The 18,401-nt window shown below is 71.4% G+C and carries 11 protein-coding genes; all 11 read right to left on the bottom strand.

Annotation, left to right across the window (positions count from 1 at the left end):
• Positions 1-64 precede the first annotated feature (64 nt).
• Complete coding sequence (locus ACPA54_RS02170; protein WP_423526175.1) at positions 65-6,241, bottom strand: SDR family NAD(P)-dependent oxidoreductase; 6,177 nt, start codon at positions 6,239-6,241, stop codon at positions 65-67.
• Between the two features lie 59 nt (positions 6,242-6,300).
• The gene (locus ACPA54_RS02165; protein ID WP_423526173.1) at positions 6,301-7,884 is read right to left on the bottom strand and encodes a PfaD family polyunsaturated fatty acid/polyketide biosynthesis protein; all 1,584 of its coding nucleotides are present in this window, start codon (positions 7,882-7,884) and stop codon (positions 6,301-6,303) included.
• A gap of 21 nt (positions 7,885-7,905) precedes the next feature.
• A complete protein-coding gene (locus ACPA54_RS02160) occupies positions 7,906-9,036 on the bottom strand; it encodes an SDR family oxidoreductase (protein ID WP_423526171.1) in 1,131 nt (376 codons plus the stop codon).
• 205 nt (positions 9,037-9,241) lie between these two features.
• Positions 9,242-9,910 (bottom strand): hypothetical protein, encoded by a 669-nt coding sequence (locus ACPA54_RS02155; protein ID WP_423526169.1) that lies wholly within the window; start codon positions 9,908-9,910, stop codon positions 9,242-9,244.
• Positions 9,911-9,940: 30 nt separating this feature from the next.
• Positions 9,941-11,356, bottom strand: coding sequence for a tetratricopeptide repeat protein (locus ACPA54_RS02150; protein ID WP_423526168.1), 1,416 nt, complete (start codon positions 11,354-11,356; stop codon positions 9,941-9,943).
• Positions 11,357-11,492: 136 nt separating this feature from the next.
• On the bottom strand, positions 11,493-12,827 hold the full coding sequence (locus ACPA54_RS02145; RefSeq protein ID WP_423526166.1) for a C25 family cysteine peptidase: 1,335 nt from the start codon (positions 12,825-12,827) through the stop codon (positions 11,493-11,495).
• Positions 12,824-14,728 (bottom strand): hypothetical protein, encoded by a 1,905-nt coding sequence (locus ACPA54_RS02140; RefSeq protein ID WP_423526164.1) that lies wholly within the window; start codon positions 14,726-14,728, stop codon positions 12,824-12,826. Before ACPA54_RS02140 ends, ACPA54_RS02145 begins: the two co-directional genes overlap by 4 nt.
• Positions 14,716-15,657, bottom strand: coding sequence for an AAA family ATPase (locus ACPA54_RS02135; protein ID WP_423526162.1), 942 nt, complete (start codon positions 15,655-15,657; stop codon positions 14,716-14,718). Before ACPA54_RS02135 ends, ACPA54_RS02140 begins: the two co-directional genes overlap by 13 nt.
• Before the next feature lie 38 nt (positions 15,658-15,695).
• A complete protein-coding gene (locus ACPA54_RS02130; RefSeq protein WP_423526160.1) occupies positions 15,696-16,703 on the bottom strand; it encodes a hypothetical protein in 1,008 nt (335 codons plus the stop codon).
• Complete coding sequence (locus ACPA54_RS02125; protein ID WP_423526158.1) at positions 16,700-17,086, bottom strand: hypothetical protein; 387 nt, start codon at positions 17,084-17,086, stop codon at positions 16,700-16,702. The genes ACPA54_RS02130 and ACPA54_RS02125 overlap by 4 nt, the downstream gene beginning before the upstream one ends.
• A gap of 320 nt (positions 17,087-17,406) precedes the next feature.
• Positions 17,407-18,123, bottom strand: a complete 717-nt coding sequence (locus tag ACPA54_RS02120; protein WP_423526156.1) for a hypothetical protein — start codon at positions 18,121-18,123, stop codon at positions 17,407-17,409.
• Positions 18,124-18,401: the final 278 nt, after the last annotated feature.

The raw sequence follows: 18,401 nt of genomic DNA, 5'->3' as shown, positions 1-18,401 counted from the left end.
GCGGGCACAAACGGGGGCAGGACGGTCGTGCGCACCGCGCGAGCGGGTGACGACGACCGGCCGCTCAGGAGGGACGGATGACGAGTTCGACGCCCAGTAGTTCGACCCGGGCTGCGCCGTCCGCGTCGAGGAGCGCCACATCGCACCGCGCCCCCGTGTCGTGCACCTTGCGTGCGCGCACCACACACCGCGCCGTGTCCCGGAGCGGACCCGGGCGGTGGACCCGGCATTCCGCGACGCCCATCGGCAGCGTGGCCTTGCCCAGCGCCTCCTCGGCCCACAGCAAGGCGAGTTGCAGCGCGCCGTCGACCGCGGCGGGGTCGAGCCGCCAGGGGCCGTCCCCCCAGCCCAGGCGGGCGACACCGGCCACGGTGGCCTCGGCGCCGGTGTCGCCGAGGCCGTGGACGGCGTCGAGGGCGCGGAAGCGCGGGCCGTGGAACAGCACCCGGCCGTCGTACACGTCGTGTTCCACCGGAGCGAGGCCACCGGGGACGTCCCACGCGGCCGGGGTCCCGGGGGCGAAGTCCACGACCGCGCCGTACTGCAAGACGCCGTCGCCGCCGATCAGCTCGGCCTCCAGCGCGGCCGGGTCACCGGCCTCGGCGGGGCGGCCGCGCACGCCGAACCGGTGGCCGCTGCCGTCCAGATCGGGCAGCGTGACCTTGCCGAAGACCCGCACGTCGCGGAGCGCCAGGCCGTCGGCCGTCGGCCGCCAGGCGGCCGACGCACCGGCGAACACCTCCAGCGCCACGGCCACGGGGAGGACGGGGACGCCGGCGACGACATGGTCGGCCAGGTAGGGATGCGTGCGCGCGTGGACACGCAACTCGCCGTCGCCCGGCTGTGAGACCCGTGCCATGGAGCCCAAACCGGTGCCGGCGGCGAGGATCACCCGGGTGTCGGCGCCGTCCGCGTCGAGTTCCGCGGTGAATGCCGCCGCGCCCTGCGGCACGGGGATGAGCGGCACGCCGGCCTGCGCGAAGTGCTCCGCCAGGGCGGGCGTCACCATGCCCCCTTGCCACGGGCCCCAGGCGATCGAGCGCACGACGCAGTCGGGCCGTGCGGCGCGTTGGGCGGACGCGAGGTGGTCGAGCACCGCGTTGGCCATCGCGTAGTCGCTCTGGCCCGGGTTGCCGAAGGCCGCGGCCACCGAGGAGAACAGCACGATCGTGTCGAGCGGATCGTTCGCGGTCGCGGCCAGCAGGCTCAGGAGCCCGTCGACCTTGGTGGCGACGACGTGGTCGAACTGCGCGTCCGTCTTGTCCGCGATCAGCTTGTCGGCCAGGACCCCGGCGCCGTGCACGATCCCGGTGACCGGGCCCCAGTCGCGCCGCACGTCCGCGAGCACGTCCGACAGGGCGTGGCCGTCCCGCACGTCGACCGGCCGGTAGCGGGCCGGGGAGCCGGCCTTCTCCAGCGCGGCGAGGGTCGCCCGGACCTCCCGCGCGGCGAGAACGGCGCGGGCCTGAGCGGTGAGCGCGGCAGGGCCGGCGGACCGGTTCAGGTCGGCAAGCGCCCGTGTGAGCGCGGCCTCGTCCCCGGTGTGCGGCAGATCGGCGGGCTCCTCCACGAGTTCCGTGCGGCCGAGGAGCACGATGCGGGGCCGGTACGCCCTGGCCAGGTCCACCAGGCCGGCCGCGGTCACGCCGCGAGCGCCTCCGGTGGCCACGATCACCGAGTCCGGTCCGAGCGTCGCGCGGCGTCGGCGGCCTTTGCGGCCGGTCGGCGAGGGCTCGGCGGTGAGGGTGAGGCGCGTGCCGTCGGCTCGCAGTCCGACCTCGGGGGCCGGGCCTCCGTACAGCAGCTCCTGGGCGATGGCGTGTGCGATCGCGGCGGCGTCCCGTCCGCCGCGCTCGCAGTCGATGGCCTTCACCCGGGCGTCCGGCCACTCCTTGGCGGCCGTCCTGGCCAGTGCGGCGATCCCGCCGAGCAGAGCACGATCGGCGGCGCGGCCGTCGAGCCCGAAGTCCCCTCCGGTGTCCTGCACCACGACGAACACACCGCCGTCCGCGGTGAACCGCGGGGCGACCGATCGTGCCGTGCGGAACGCGTCCCGCTGGATCGCCTGCGCGGCGATGGGGGAGTCGAGGTCGGCGAGCGCCCCGAGGTACACGACCGCCGCGGCGTGCGCGGGGACTTCGTCGACCACCGACGCCGTCAGTCCGTGGGTGCCCAGGAGGTCGGCCAAGTGCTCGGCGACGCCGTGTCCGTCGCGGGTGACCGCGATCGGCCCCGCCGCCAGGCCGGCCATGGCGAAGCCGGGCGCGGGGGCGGTCCGGGTGCGGACCGCCAGCCTGGTGAGGACCACGTCGGCGGGCGGTGCGCTGCGCGTGGGCGGGATGGCGGGCACGTCGGGCACGTCGGGCACGTCGGGTGCGTGGGTTGCACGGGTTTCGTGAAGGGGCGGCTCGGCTTCGCGGACGGGCACCGTGGGTGCGTCGGCGAGCACTTCGGGTGCCCGGGCGGGCGCCTCCGGTGTGCGGGCGGGTGCCGAGCCCGGGGTGAGCGCGCCGACGATCTCGCGCAGCGTGCGGAGTTTGAGGAGGTCGGCGACATCGCCCTCGGCCAGGTGGTTCCCGGCGCGTTCGCGGACCGCGGAGAGGATCTCCACCCGCTTGATCGAGTCGACGCCCAGATCCGACTCCAACGCCATGTCGACGTTCAGCATCGCCACCGGGTAGCCGGTCCGCTCCGCGACCACGCCTAGCAGCAACTCCTCGACCTCCACCGGGCCGGGGCCGGGGTCGGGCACGGCGACGGGCAGCGGCGGGACGAGGGGGGCGGGGACCGTTGCCGGGCGGGAGGCGGGTACGGGCATCGGAGCGGGAGCCGATGCCGCCACCGGTTGAGGCGCCGGTGCCGGTGTCGGTGCCGGACCCTGCGCGGGCATCGGTGCGGGTGCCGACACGGGCACCGGAACGTGCACCGGCGTCGGCGTCGGCTGCGGCACCGGGGCAGGTGCGACCGTCAACGGCGCCGGAATCACGGGCGCTTCCAGCAGGGACGACGGAACAGCGCCGCCCTCCAGAGGTGTTCCGAGCATCGCCGCGAACGTCGTCTCGGTCATCCGGAGAAAGGCCAGGTGGCTGTCGACGAGCATGCGGTGGCAGGCGGTGTGCGCCTCGGCCGTGGCCCGCTGGGCGCTTTCCAGCAGGGCGAGCAGGTCTCCGGCGACCGGTTGCGGGGGCGCCTGCTCCGGCGTCGCCGCCATGGGGATCCCGGGCACGGGAGTCCCCGGCACGTGAAACTCCGACACCGGAATCCCCGGCACGGGAGCCCCCGGTGCGGGAAGCGCCGGTGCAGGAGTCTCCGGCACCGGAATCGGCGGCAGGGGAGCCTCCGAGGTCACGGCCGCCGACATGGGCGCCGTCACCGCCGGACGCGGGGCGTTCGGCTGCGGCAGCGCCGCCACTCCGCCCTCCGGCGGGTACGGCTTGCCGTAGTTGCCGCCGTTGATCTGCACGGTCATCCTGGGCCTCTTCTCGTTCTCCGCGACGGCGGGCTCGGGTGCTGCGTACGGCGTCCACTGCGCCTCGTGGCGGAGCCGCACTCCGCGCACGGCGAGCCGGCCGAGCGCGTCCTGGAGTGCGGTGACCCCGTTGCCGCCTTTGCGGTCGAGGCTCACCGCGAGGTGCTCGCGGTCGCCGAGGGTCTGCGCCACCAGACCGGTGAGCGTGCTGCCGGCCCCGACCTCGACGAAGGTGCGCACCCCGGCGCCGTACATCGCCTCGATCTCGTCGCCGAACAGCACGGGCGAGGCCACATGCGCGGCGATCCGGTGCCGGATCTCGTCGGCCGACTCCGGGTACACGGCGGCGTCGGCGTTCCCGAAGACCGCCACCTGCGGGGGGCCGACCGGGACGTCCCGGAGGAAGTCCCGGAGGGGAGCGGTCGCGGGCGCCACGATGGGGGTGTGGAAGGCGGTGGCCGCGTTCAGCCGCCGGGTCGTGACGCCGTCTGCGGCGAGCTTCCGCACGACATCGTCCACCGCTTCGTCGGTGCCGGACAGCACCACCTGCCGCGGGGCGTTGTGATTGGCCACCCACACATCCGCGCCACCGCAGGACGCGATGGCGTCCTCCGCCTGCGCCCGGCTCGTCGCCGCCGCGACCATGACGCCCGGAACGGCCGCGGCGTCATGCATCAGCTCGCCGCGCCTGCGGGCGAGGGCCACGAGCGCGTCGGCGTCCAGCACTCCGGCGGCGTGCAGGCCCACGAGTTCCCCGAAGCTGTGCCCGGCCACGCAGTCCGGCCGAAGGCCCAGACCGTGCAGCAGTTCGAGGAGGGCAACGCTGTGCACCGCGAGTGCGGGCTGCGCCCATGCGGTGGAGGTCAGTTGCGCCTCCTGCGCGGCCCGTTCTCCGTCGTCGACGGCCGGGGGCGGGAACACGACCCGGTGCAGCGGGACGCCGTCGAAGGCGGCGGTGCCCAGCCGGTCCCAGACCGCCAGCGCGGCGGGTTCGGCCATGGCGATGTCCGCGCCCATACCCACGTACTGGGCGCCTTGGCCCGGGAACAGGAACGCGATCCGGCCGACCGCGCACGGGCCGCAGGCGTAGTGGATCCCGTTCGGCGTGGAGAACGCCCCGTCGGGTGCGTGCGCGATCAGGTCGCGGGCCTGCCGCAGCTTGGCGATCAGGTCCGCGGGGTCGGACGCCACGACCGCGAGCCGCTTGGGTGCGTCCTCCCGGAACGCGGTCTGGCTCTCCCTCGCGAGGTCCGCAAGCGGGCGGCCGGCGTCGATCGGCTGCTCGGTCAGCGCGTCGGGAGTGCTTCCGCTGAACAGCACCAGTTCGGTGGCGGCCGTGCGCATCCGCGAGGCCGCAGGGGCGTGGCCGCCCTGCGGCGGCACGTATTCCTCCAGCGCGACATGGAAGTTGCTGCCGCCGAAGCCGAAGCTGGACACCGACGCCCGGCGCCGGTGCTCGGCCGAACGCACCCACGGGCGGGGGCAGGTGCTGAGGTAAAACGGGCTGTCGCCGATCGCCAGGGCCGGATTCGGGCGGTCCGCCTTGATCGTCGGGGGCAGCACCTTGTGGTGGAGGGCGAGGACGGCTTTGAGCAGCCCCGCCGCACCGGCCGCGCCCTTGGTGTGCCCGATCTGCGACTTCACCGATCCGAGCGCCGCCCACTGCCGGTCGGCGCGGCCGGACTCGTCGAACACCCGGCGCAGCGCCGCGAATTCCGCCGCGTCCCCGGCCTTGGTGCCGGTGCCGTGCGCCTCGACCAGCTCGACGGTGGCGGGGCCGTAGCCCGCCTCGTCGTACGCGCGGCGCAGGGCGCGGGACTGCCCGTCGGACAGCGGTGCATAAATGGCCGTGTCCTTGCCGTCCGACGCGGTGCCGATCCCGCGGATGACCGCATAGACCCGGTCGCCGTCGCGTTCCGCGTCGGCCAGCCGCTTGAGGGCGTACATCACCAGGCCCTCGCCCAGCATGGTGCCGTCGGCGCCGTCCGAGAACGGGCGGCAGTCGCCGGTCGGCGACAGCGCGGGGGTCTTCGAGAAGCACATGAACGTGCCGATGTCGTTGAGCGTGTCGACGCCGCCGCTGATCATCAGGTCGCTGCGCCCCAGCGCAAGCTCGGCGACCGCGTTGGTGAGCGCGGCAAGCGAGCCCGCGCAGGCGGCGTCGGTGGTGTGGTTGGTGCCGTGCAGGTCGAAGCGGTTGGCGATCCGGCCGGCCACGACGTTCGGGAGCAGGCCGGGGAACGTCGCTTCCTGCCACGGCACGTAGTGCCCGGCGATGCTGTCGCAGATGGCCTGCGCCTCGGCTTCGGGGATCCCGTTCTCGCGCAGCGCCTTGAGCCACACCGGCCGTTGCAGGCGGGCGTTCATCTGGGTCAGGAGCTTGAGCGGACCCACGCCCAGGATGACGCCCGTACGCTCCCGTTCGGCCTCGCTCAGGCCGCCGACGTCCGCAACGACTTGCTCGGCCACCATGAGGGCGAGCATCTGCGCGGTGTCCGTCGCGGTCATCGTGGCGGGCGGGATGCCGAACGCCAGCGGGTCGAAGGGCACGTCGGGCAGGAACGCGCCGCGACGGGCGTACGTCTTGTCGGGGGCCGCGGGGTCGGGGTCGTAATGGTCCTCGACGAGCCAGCGCGTCGCCGGGACATCGGAGATCAGGTCGCGTCCCGCGACCACAGTGCGCCAGAAGTCGCCGGCGCTCCGCGAACCCGGGAGCAACGCACCGATTCCGACCACGGCGACGGGAACCTGGGTGCGCTGTTGCTGCGGCATGCTTCCTCTTTCGTGCCGTGTGGTGGGGATGTGCCGACGGTGCCGGTGGCGGTGCGGGGTCAGGCGAACCGGCGCGGCGTGAACGCGAACGCGGCGGCGGGCACCGCGACGCCGTACGTCCGGAGTTGGTGGGCGCGGGTGTGCACGGCCGCGCCTTCGAGAAGGTTGAGGGCGATCTGCACCACCGTGCGGTTCGCCGGGGCGGCCAGGAAGCCGCCCGCGGTCCAGCGGTTGAACGCCCCCATCGCCGGGCCGCACCAGAGCTGGTAGTCGGTGCGCCGGGCGGAGTCCCCGGAGATCGCCCAGCGGCTGGAGTTTCCCAGGTACCAGCGGAAGACCAGCGCCATGCGGTGCTTGGGATCCCGCTCGGCGCGGGTGATCTCCGCGGGGTCGCGGGCCGCCCAGAAGCGGCGGGTCTCCGCCCAGACGTCGTCGATCGACGCGCGCAGCACGCCCTCTTCGATCTTGGCGCGCACGGCCGGCGGGAGGGCTTCCAGCGAGGGGTAATCCCGGTAGGCGTCGTACAGCTGTCCGGCGCGGGTCGCGAACATCGTTCCACGGCGTAGCACTTGCAGGCGGACACCCATCTCGAACATGTCGGCCGCGGGTGCCATCGTGACGTCGGCGACATCGGCCTCGGACAGCATGGCTTTGGCGTCGTCGGAGATACCCGCCTCGACGGCGACCTGGTTCACCGACCCGGTCACCACGTACTCGGCTCCCAGGGCGAACGCCGCGGCGACGGCCCCCGGGGTCCCCAGTCCGCCGGCCGCCCCGATACGGACGGGACGGGCATACCCGAACCGCCGGACGACCTCGTCGCGCAGCATCAGCATGCGGGGGAGCAGCGCGCTCAGCGGCCGGTTGTCGGTGTGGCCGCCGCTGTCGGCTTCGACGGTGACGTCCTCGGCCACCGGAACCTCGGCGGCCAAGTCGGCTTCCTGCTGCGTCAGCTCGCCCCGATCCACGAGGGCGCGCAGCATTTCCGCCGGGGCGGGCGAGAGGAACTTCTCCGCGACCTCGGGGCGGGAGACCTTGGCGAACACGCGGGTTGCGCGGACGATACGCCCGTCCGCCGCCCGCGTCAGGCCGGAAGCCGAGCACAGCACCACCGCGGGCGTCAGTCCCAGGTATGCCGACGCCGAGACGCACGGCACCCGGTGGCGCGTCAGCAACGCGGCGACCCGGTGTTCCAGTTCCGGCTCGTTCGGCGAATGGATGAGGTTCACACCCCAGTTCGTTGCCTCGCCGAGCTGCGCCGCCAGCTCGGCGACCGCCCGCTCGACCGCGTCGAACGCGAGACCGCCCGCCCCGAAGAACCCCAGCATCTCCGCGCGGGCCATTGCGACGACCATGCGCGTCGTCGCAATGCCATTGGCCATCTCGCCCGCCACGTACGGGAAACGCACCCCGTGGGCCTCGCAGAAGGTGCGCCCGCCGAGCCATTCCGGGTAGAGCGGCGGCAGCGTGCCGACGCAACGCTCGGCCGGCCGGGTTCCCATCATCAGGCCGAGCCTGCGGCCGGGGGGATCGGACACCACCTGCGCGTGCTCGCGGACCCGCGCCGCGCAGGCGGCGATCCCCTCGGGGGAGAACACCGGCTCCGCGGCGGCAACCGGGCCGGGGGCGGCCAACAGGGACATCAACGTCTCCATCCGGCAGAGTCACGGTAACGACGCGCTACCGCCGGACAGCAGCGACGCCGGCTCCGGTGGTGGCGGCAGCACGCCGGAGAGCAGGTAAGGGAGATCGACGCGGCGCCGCGACGGCGACGCGCCCAGGGCGCAGCGCACGCGGGTGTCGTCGTAGCGCCGCCGGTGGTGCAAGTACGGCGTAAACCCCGGATACAGGTCGGTGGCCGCCTCCAGCGGAGACGCGTCGACGGGGCGCTGCGCCACTACTTCGACGCGCACGGGCGCCAAGCGTTCCATGACGGCGGTCACGGTGCCGATCGGGACGTCGTGGCCGTGCACGACGTGGTAGGTCTCGACGCCGCCCGAGCGCTCCCGCGCACCCAACTCGACCATGACCCGCGCGGTGTCCTCGACCGGCATCAGGTTGAGGTGCCCGCGCGGATGCCCGGCGAGCCGCAGCCGCAGCGGTGCGCCGCCCGCCCGGGGACGGCCGACACCGCGCAGCAGCGTCTGCAGCATGTCGTCGATGAACTGGAGCGGATGCTCCGGGAGTTCCGGATGCGGCGGTACGTCCGAGACCAGGATGCCCGGCCGCAGGACCAGCGCGGGGCGCCGGTGTTCGCGGGCCCATGCGCGGACCAGCAGCTCGGCCTCGTATTTGGACCGCTCGTACGCGTTCTCGAATCCGTGGCCGTCGTCCAATTCGTCCTCGTAGACTACGCCTTCGCGCCGTGCCCCGGCGACGAAGGCCGTGCTGACGTGGTGGACGACAGGTCGGCGGCACCCGGACGCGGCCAGCGCCAAAACGTTTCGGGTGCCTTCGACGTTCACCCGTCGCAGCCGCGCGGGATCGTCGTCCAAGCGGATGTTGCCCGCGCTGTGCCAGACGACGTCGACGCCGTCCGCCAACTCCCGGTAGGCGGCCGCGGACAACCCGAGCTGCGGCTGCGTCAGATCGGTGTCCACGATCCGCAGGCGGTCGGCCAGTCCGGCATCGAACTCATCTGCTGCATCGGTGAGTTCATAGAAGCGCATGATCCGGTGCAATGCCCCGCCGGACCCGGCGTGCGCGAGAACCGTCAGCATCCGATGCCGCGCCAGCAACTCCCGCACCAGCCTCAGCCCCAGGAACCCGGTGGCGCCGGTGAGAGCAACATGCACGAGCTGACGGCCCCAGACAGTCTGCGGAAGGTGACGACGGGCACCCGGCCGCGACCGACCGGGGCACGGCGAGCTTAGGCAGTTCGGGCGATCCACCCGCGGCCGAATTCCCTCGAAAGGGTCGGGTGAGGCGGGGGTTTCACTCGTACGGGGGTAACCGTGCGGGAGTTGTCGGCTGGTCCCCTCGGTCGTTCGACCGAGAGCGTCAGGCGTGGGATTCGGAAGCCTCCGGCTCGGGCTGGGCCAAGTCGTGGATGCCCTTGCCCTCGGAAGCCCTCACCAGGAAGTCCTCCCAGACCTCGGTGATCCCCGTCTCCTCCTCGTAGCTGAAGCGCACGGGCTCGCCGGTGCGCTTCAGGCGACCGGCCGTCATGATCAGTTGCGGACGGCTGTACTGCGGCAACCCGCACAAATCGAGTTCGGAGGGGCTCACGAGTTCTACGGTGCGCCCGGTGCCGTCGGCCATGTAGGTGACCCGGCACCGCGAGGAGTCCATCGAGTCCCCCGCCCATGCATAGACCGAGGGCAGCAGCCCGCGGTCGGCGAGGATGTCGACGGCCCGTTCGATCATCGCGCAAGCGGATGCGATCTCCGCGTCACCGGGGAACTTCTCCGCGGCATGGACGACGCGGTTCCGCACATCGACCACGCTGCCGCTTTCCAGCATCGCAGCCACGTCGCGGAGCGCGGCCAACAGGTCGCGGCGGCTGTCCTCACTCAGATCCAGGATGAGCCGCGTGTGGAGGAAGGGGAAGGCGTAGATGGAATACGACTTCGCAGCGAAGTAGGGCGTGCTCTCGGTGGGCCTGCGGAACGCGTCGGGGGTTTCGAGCGCAATCTCGCACTTCGCCGCCAGGACCCGGAAGGACTGCACGAGTACCCCGAGGGAGTTCCGGGGCCGACGCTATTCGGTGTCCCGTGCGCGCAGCCGGGCAAGGGCGGAACGCGACAGCTTGGTTTGGGGATGTGCCGGTCCCAGAACGCGGCTGCGGTCCGCCACCACCGCCTCGAATTGCCGTACTGCCTCCGCGGTGTCTCCCACTTGTGCCCGCCAATGGGCCAGATGGTGACGGGAGTTCAGAGTGCCTGGGTGGTCGGGTCCCAGCACGCGGGTGCGGTCCGCGACCACGGCTTCGAACTGCCTTACGGCACCTGCCGGATCTCCTGCCGAGCCGGACCAGAGGGCCAGTTCGTGGCGGGCGGTCACCGTGTCCGGATGATCCGCTCCCAGCACGCGGGTGCGGTCTGCGACCAGGGCTTCGAACTGCCGGACGGCCTCCTCCGCGCGCCCCGCCCTGCCCGTCCAGTGCGCCAGATTGTGCCGAGAGCCGAGCGTGTCCGGGTGGTCCGGCCCCAGCACCCGGGTGCGGTCCGCGACCACGCTTTTGCCGTGCCGGACCGCCCTCGCGGTATCCCCGGCCTGACCCAGCCAAAAGGCCATGTTGTGCCGTGCGATCAATACGTCCGGATGAGCCGATCCCAGAATTCGGACGCCGTCGGTGACGACCGCCTTGAATTGCCGTACCGCCTCCGCCGGATCTCCCGCTTGCCCTGACCAGAACGCCAATTCGTGTCGTGACGTCAGAGTGTCCCGGTTGTCCGCTCCCAGGGCACGCGTGCGGTCTGCCACCACGGCTTCGAATTGCCGGACCGCCTCCGCCGCGTCCCCCGCCCGTCCCGTCCAACGTGCCAGGTTGTGCCGCGAGGCCAACGTTCCCTCGTCGTCCGGCCCGAGGATGCGGGTGCGGTCTGCCACCACGGCTTCGAATTGCCGTACCGCCTCCGCGGCATCGCCCGCCTGCCCCGACCAGAACGCCAGGTCGTGCCGAGCGGCCAGCGTACTGGGGTGATCCGCGCCAAGGTCGGCCGCACGCTCCGCCACGAAGCCGGCGACGGTGTTCCTCTCACGGGCGGCAGTGCCTTGTTCGAGGTTGCGCAGCCATAGTTCAATCGCGCCCTGCCGCACAACCGAGACCTCGGGAACGGCTTCGCCGAGCGGCTCTTCCGGAGGTGACGCGGTTTTGTGGGCCGGTGTCGGAACAACGACGACCTCCACCACCCGCTCGGCTGCCCCGTCGTCGGCGTCACCCCGCTCGATCATGAGAGACCGTGACCAGAAGGGGATACCTCCGGCGGTGACCAGGCTGACGCGTAGTTCCCAGAGAGCGTCCTCCCCGGCCGCGGGGTCCGGAGTCACCACGAACCGGGCGGGACCGTAGGTGCCGCCAAATCGGTGCAAGGCCAGCAGACCGTCGCCGACCGACCGCACCGTGACACCACCGCGTCCGTCCACCATGCAACCGACGATGTGCTCCTCCACGTCGTCGCCCCACTCCGGTCCGTCTCCGTCCGGCTCGAGGTCGACGGTTACCAGGTAGTCCCGCCCTGGCACTGCCTGTCGGGGCCAGGCGATGACGGGCCGGAGCCGGATGGCGTCCGACCGACGCCGGTGTCCCTCACTCGTCATCGCCCGTACCTCCTCGCGGCGGGCAGATCCGAAGCCTTGCGTAGGGGTGTCCGAAGTACACGTAGGTGTACGCGTCGAAGAACCCCTCGAACTCCGCCGCGTACGGCGCGCGGTCTTCCTCCTGGTTCGCCAGCGCCACCCGCCGGGCATATTCGGCCCGATGCCGCATCAGCTGTTCCGCGATCACGACATGGTCCCGCACGCAGGCTTCCATCAGCCGGGCGGCGAAATCGTGTGAGTGATCGATGCTGATGTCACCGGTCGTTGCGATCACGCCACGTGCGCCGCGTCGAAGGAAGACCTCCGCGAAGCTGCGCCCGTCCGCGCCCACCGGGCGAGCCGTGTTGCATCCGTTCAGGAGCACAATCGCGCCGGCGCGGGCGAGTCCCGGCATGGGGTCCGACAGCCTGTCCAGCGACGACTTCCCCAATCTGGAGTTCCTGCCGTCGTCGCCGCGGTGACCGTGATAGCGAGCGACAACGAGCGCGACCTCCGGAATGTCCTCCATCAGTCTCCGGTACAACGCGTGCATGGACCGCGTGCGCGCCTCCACTTCGTACGGCGACAGCGCACTCGACGCATCGCCGAGCCCCGCGTCGAACTCGATGTCCTCACTCACCAGCACGCCACCCTCGCAGCCGTCCGGCGAGGCGTCGTACGTCCACATCCGCGCTCCGTCGAGCACCGATGTCCAGCGCACCACGGGAATCAGCTCGCCTAGCCACCCCTGGCGTTCCGCGCCGGCCACCTTGCCTTCGAACTTGAACAGTTCCCAGGGCATTTCGTCGCCCGTGTCGTCCCAGACCACCAGCTTGGGCGCGTCCTGATCCGCAAGGAAGCCGCGCAGCCACATGACCAACGTGCCCATGCTCGACCAGGCAGCACGCACCTGGTCGTACGCCTCGCCCCACGCGTCCGCCTTGCCGTTCGCATTCTGGTCTTTTGCGCGCGTCACCAGGTCCGCGACGCGGATGTCACGGACGTACTGGGTGCCGAGTTCCCGCTCGGATGCCGCGACGGCGACCTTCCCCTTGTGGTGGAAGTGCAGCTGCACGCACCGCCGCCCCTTGAATTGGGTGCTGGTGACGCGCAGGAGTGCCACGTCGGGGGGTAATGCCGCGGAGAGGTGTACGTCCGTCGCTTCGAAGTCCCTCGGGTCCGTTTCGCGGCCCGCGGTGTCTCTGTCGACGGCTGCTCCCGACAGCACGGTGTCGGGGTCGGTCTCCGTCCCGATGCGCGCGGCGGGAACGGCACGGTCCGCGGTCAGAAGCCGCTTGACGGGTGCGATCAGCCGTTTCACCGAGCGGCGTTGGTCTTGGCTCACGCCCCCTCCGGGCCGGTGCCACAGGGGGAGACCGCCGTCGTGTCGTCCACGGTCCACAGCCGTCCGCGCAAGGCGATCGCCAGTTCCGCCGGAAGATCGGCATACGCCCGTCGCCCGGGTGCGATGACCGCGGTGTCGACCCGTCCGAGCTTGGCGATGGCCCGGGCCCCGGTCAGGGCGTCATCCACACCCCGTCGACCGACCCGGCGCGGCGTTTCACCCCGCAGGCTCGCCGCCAACGGGACATTGCCGCGCCCGTCCGTCACCGCGACGAACAAGACGGTCCCGACACCGGAGCGCCCGCGCCGTACGAATCGCCGGACCTCTTGCGCCGCCAAATCGATCGCGTGCGCCAACGGGGTCGCGCGCCCGGGAGCGCGGTCGAAGCAGGCCAGGAGCTGCGGGTCGAGCAGGGAAGCGGCCCGGCAGCGCTCGGCGCGCAATTCGGACTCGGTGTCCCGGTGACCGAGTTCGATGGCGGTCACCGCCGCCTGGGCCTCGTAAGCCCAGCGGAGGTGTGGGGCGAGCGCAGGGTGCCAGTCCCAGCCCTGGCGGCACGAATGATCAAGGAGCAGCACGAGCGCGGCCGAGGGGACTCCGCCTCGACGGTAGCGGCGCAGGTCGGCCGCCGAGATGAGCAGGCCCCGGTCGTGCGGATGCGGATCGGCCGCGGTCCGCATCCGCCTGGCGGCTTGGAACTTCGCGGCTTCCAGGACCGTCGGCACGATCGCCGCCGCACGCGGATCCCGGGTGGAGACGCTGCCGAGCGGCCGTCCGTACTGGTAGCGCCCCGCCATTCCCGGCAGATGGAGTACCAGCGACCGTGGTTCGGGAAGTGCGTCGGGGTGATCCTCGGGGTAGCTCGTCCAGACCTCCGGCACTGATTCGGCCGGCTCCGACCGGTCCGTATGGTCGGGACTCGCCACGGCCAGCCGCCCCGAAGGCTCCGCCTCGTCGGTTCCTTCGCCATACCCGGTCATGTCGTCGGAGCTGCGGCCCTCGGTGGTCGAACGGTCGACCGGCGCGGTCCGGGTAAGCCCCAGCAACGCCACAGCCCTGTCGATGTGTTCGGAGATGACCTCGTCCTCGTCGGCGCTGCGGGCAAGCCAACGTGCCATGCGCGCCGCGGAGAGATCGCGCCTACGGGTTACGGCAAGATCGACAGCGCCGACCAGACGCAGACATGCCTGGGCCGACATGCGGGGCATGCCATGTTCGGCAGTATCCGGCGGCTCCCGCAGCCACCTGCTCAACAGGCCGATGTCCAGGTCCGACGGGTCCAGCCGGTCTCCCCAAGAGTCGTTCTGAAGGCGTCGCAGGTCCGTGGCCAGCCCACCGGCATCCACACGCATCGGAAAGCGGTCGAGCACATGTGGTGACAGGTTCATCGCGTCGACCCGGCGGCACGCGGCAATCCAGCGCGCCCGCGGCGCCCATCGGGCCCGGCAACCCGCCATTTCCACAGATGCGGCGTCGGCCCCTGCCACCGTGACCACCGCGCGCAGCACGACGGGCCCGGCGGAGGCCAGATCGGGGACCACCACGACCGGCGGCGCTTCGCCGGGCAATTCGGCAAGCGGGCCAGGGCCGATCCGGAAACCGTCCCGGGTCGGACGAGTGTCGGTCCACAGTTCGGCGTCGGTGTGCCACGGTCTGAGAGTGACGACGCGTGAGCCGACATACGGATGTTTCCCGTCCGGCTGCCCAGCACCTTTCCGCGTCCGCTGCGCCGTCCGCGTCATCCGAGCCGCAACTCTCGTGGCGAGCACCTGCAGCCAGTCCGGGTCCAGGTCGATGAGCAGGACGCCACCGCCTGCGTGCTCGTCCGCCAGGCAAGCGAGTACCGCTGCGACGCGCTCCGCGACCGTTGGGCCCTGACCCGCGGTCATCAGTTCCGCCACTCCGCGACGGCGTCGGCGACCCGCTTGTCATCCTCCTCGGTCCAGTCCGGCATCGTCCCGGTTTCGCCGCGTGAGCGGCGGTGAATCAGGGCGAGCTTGGCCACGGCCTTGACATGCTCGACACCGACTTCCGGGCTCCCGGTCAGTGCCGCATACGCTCGTGCGCTGCGCAGCAGCACCAACTCTCCGCGATGTCCCACCAGCTCGAAGGCACCGGCGATCGCGGCGCAGGCGGCGATGGTGTGCGGGCCAAGGGGCAAACCTGCCACCCGGGTCCGTGCGGTGCGCAGCTCGGCGGCGCGCGTAGTGCCGGCTCCTGCGTCCGACCCGGTCTCGAAGGAGAGCACCGCCTCGATGATCCGCGCGCGGTCCGCCGTATCCGTTACCGCGTTCGCCTCCGCCACGAGCGCGAAGCGATCGAGGAGTTGCGGACGCAGGGCGCCTTCCTCCGGGTTCATGGTCCCGACCAGCGTGAACTCGACACGCCGCGCAGGTTCGGCGAGGTTCTCCCGTTGTACGTCCAGGATTCCCGTGGACACCACGTCGAGGATGATGTTGACGAGGAAGTCGTCCAGCAGGTTGATCTCGTCCACGTACAGCATTCCGGCAGCCGACTCTGCGGCGTCGACCAAAAGCCCCTGTTGGGGTTTCGCCTCACCTTGCATGAGCTTGTCGATGTGCCAGCCGCCGAGCACCCGGTCCTCGGTCGCCCCGATCGGCAGCGTCACCGGAAGCTCGCCCGCCACCATCACGGCGAATGCCCGAACAGTCGTGGTCTTCGCGGTGCCGCGCTGACCGGAAGCCAGTACACCGCCGATTGCCGGGTCGACGTAGGCAAGTTCGAGCGCGAGCTTCAGCTCCGCCTGGCCGACTACCAGTTCGTACGGTAGGACCCGCCGTGCGGCGAGGTCTCCGTTGCTCTCCGGCACGGCGGCTGCCGGGTTCGGGACGGGGCGGTCGGCTCTTGTCATGGGTTCTGCCCCGTATTCGGCGGAGTCGTCGGTGGCGTGGCGGGGATCGGAACTGACGACGGCTCGGCGAATCCGAAGGTCGGCGCCAACGGCAGTCCCTGCCGCCACAGCATGGACAGCTGCTCGTTCAAAGCTTGCTCGTCGGCCCAAGTCCGAGGACGCGGCACGGCCAGTGCGTCGTACATGTCGAAGCGATGCAGGTCGAACGCGACGTACAGAGCATCGCCGTACGCCAAGGCCTGCTGCACCGCACCTTGATATGCCGCGACCGCGACCGCCAAGGGCAGCAGCGCGACCAGCGTCCACCATTCGGTGCGGCAGAGAACGACCACGGACACAGCCGCCGTGGCTGCCATCGTCACCGACAGCCGGGCGGATGCGTCGAGGCGGTCGCGGTGGTCGTCCACGATTGCGAGCATGCGCTCGCCGAGGACCGGATAGAGGCGCGGCCAGGCCGCGACCGTGTCCAGCCCGTAGACCCGACCGGCGCGGTCCTCGGCGGCGGCGAGGGCATTGCCGAGCGCGGTCGCACGCAGCACGTGCGTCGGTTGCGGGAACCTGCGGCGGAGTTCGGTCGCCGCCAGCCCTGCTTGGCGGATCTCCGCCGCGCCGACCACGGCGGCGGCCGGGACCTGCGCTGCGGCTTCGAGCCTGTTCCGACACCGCAGTTGCCGCGCATGCAACCGGCTTCCCCCCAGCCACGTCGGCCAGTTGCCCTCGACCGCGGCGACCATGACGCCCTGCAAGGGTTGGAGCAGCAGCGCAACGAACGTCACGCCGACCACGATTGCGCCGATCCGGACGGCGGTGAGGCCGCCGGCAGCCTGCCAGGCGTGGTCAAGACTCATGCCGCCGTCGGCGGGTGCGTGCCAGGCGCGTGCACCGGCGCCCACGAGTGCCAGCACGAACAGCACCGCGGCATAGATCGGAAGGTAGCCGGTCAGCATGAACCGGCGGCCGGTGTCCAGCCCGGACTGAGGTGTGACCGACCCGCCCAGTCTCACGGGCGAAGCGCCATCGGGCCGTGCGCGGGCGCGGTGTCGGTGCATTCGGGCACCGTGCGTGGATCGTGCATCACACGCGTTGTCTCGGCGCCGCACTGTGCGCAGTAGTACACGATGCGCTTGAACTCGGTGGGTTTGCCGCTGAGGCGGGCCCTGTCGGCGGCCCCAAGGTCGGCGGCTGCCAGGCGCGCCGCGGCGATCGAAGCCGGTGTCGCGGTACCCAACACCGTTCCGTCGGCCACTACGACGACAGCCTTGAGTCCGGGGTGTGCCGCGAACAGCCCCTGGATCACCCGTGCGACGTCCGGCGCGCGGTCGGCGGTGCCGACCGTCACGCGGACTTCGCTGCCGACCGCCGGGTCGGCCTCGCCGTCGAGCAGCACCGCAAAGCGTTCCCGGAGCCACTCGATCCCCGACTCGGACATGCGCCCCCGCCACGTCGATCCTGGCCACGACGCCGTGGACGGCGCGGGACCCGAGAGGGCTCATGATAGAGATCACCGCCTCGGGAATCCGGCGATTCGTGGCCTCTCACCACCGTTCGGCCCAGTTCCGCGAGCCGGCAAGCGGCACGGCCGTTCGACCACATGCAGTGGCGTCCGGTTTTCCGACTCCGGAACGGTTGCGACCGGGACACCGCCGCTGAGGCTTTTCCCTCTATGCGGTTGGTTGCAGTAGGGAGAAAGCCGTTCAGCTCCGAGAGTCAGGCAGAGCCATTCTCGGATGGGGGCGGCGTGCTCTCCGTCGTCGAGGGCCACGCGGTCGGAGGCGGGCCAAACGCGCGACGAGCGGCCCGGGCGGTCATCGTTGCCAGGGCAGCGTTGGCGCCGCCCCCTATCACGGCGCCGATACCGAACGGTGCCACTCGGCCGAGCACGATGATTCCCTGCTTGGTCCCGTACTTCGTGACGAAGTTCTTCCCCAGGACCTTGTTGATCTGACGCAACGTTTCGACAGGCACCTTGGCGACGACCTGTCGCCCCCAGTGTTGCCCCGTACGCTCGGCGACCTTGGTGATCGTCGCCGAACCGCTCCCACCGAGCATGACGCCCAGCACGATTGTTCGGCGGCGTTCGATCTCGTCGATGCGGACCCCGTGGACTTCGGCGACCGAGAGCGCGAAGAGGGCGCTCAGTTCCAGCGAGGTGAGAATTTCGCCCGCCGACATGGTCAGTGCGATCCCCGTGCCGACGCCGGGAGCGGCCGCCGCTCCTCCGACGGCGGCGCCGGTTCCCGTCAGGGCACTCACGTACATCCGCTCGAGATTGCGAACGACCTGTGCCGGAGTCGCCTCCGGGTTCCGCTGGCGGGCGCGGGCGATGTTCTTGCGCACCAGCGGGCTCTGGGCGTCAATTGCCTTGTCCAGGAGGTCGAGGACTCGCTGCCCACGCACCGGCTCGTCGGGGCCACCTGTCGCCATACCGTGAGCTTCTCCTCAGGTTGCCGTGCCCATGGGGTTGCCGGTTCGCCCTGGCGGAGCCGGCTCCGCGGTCGGGCCAACCGGATCATCAAACGGCAAAAGGCAAGGCGGCCACGGCGGTTGGTCCCGCCGGCCGCGACGCCGAACTCTACAACGAGGAGGGGGACTTCATCGAGCGAATGTTCGGTAAGTCGGCCTTTCCCGGCCATGCTGCCCGATGCGAGACCGGGCATCAGTGGGCAAATCCTGCCTCACCATGCAGGGTTTAGTTACGCATA

Source organism: Uniformispora flossi (assembly GCF_049534875.1).
Taxonomy (GTDB): Bacteria; Actinomycetota; Actinomycetes; order Streptomycetales; family Streptomycetaceae; genus Yinghuangia; species Yinghuangia aomiensis.
The sequence above is the reverse complement of the archived record's forward strand: the minus strand, read 5'-3'. Positions and strand labels throughout refer to the sequence as shown.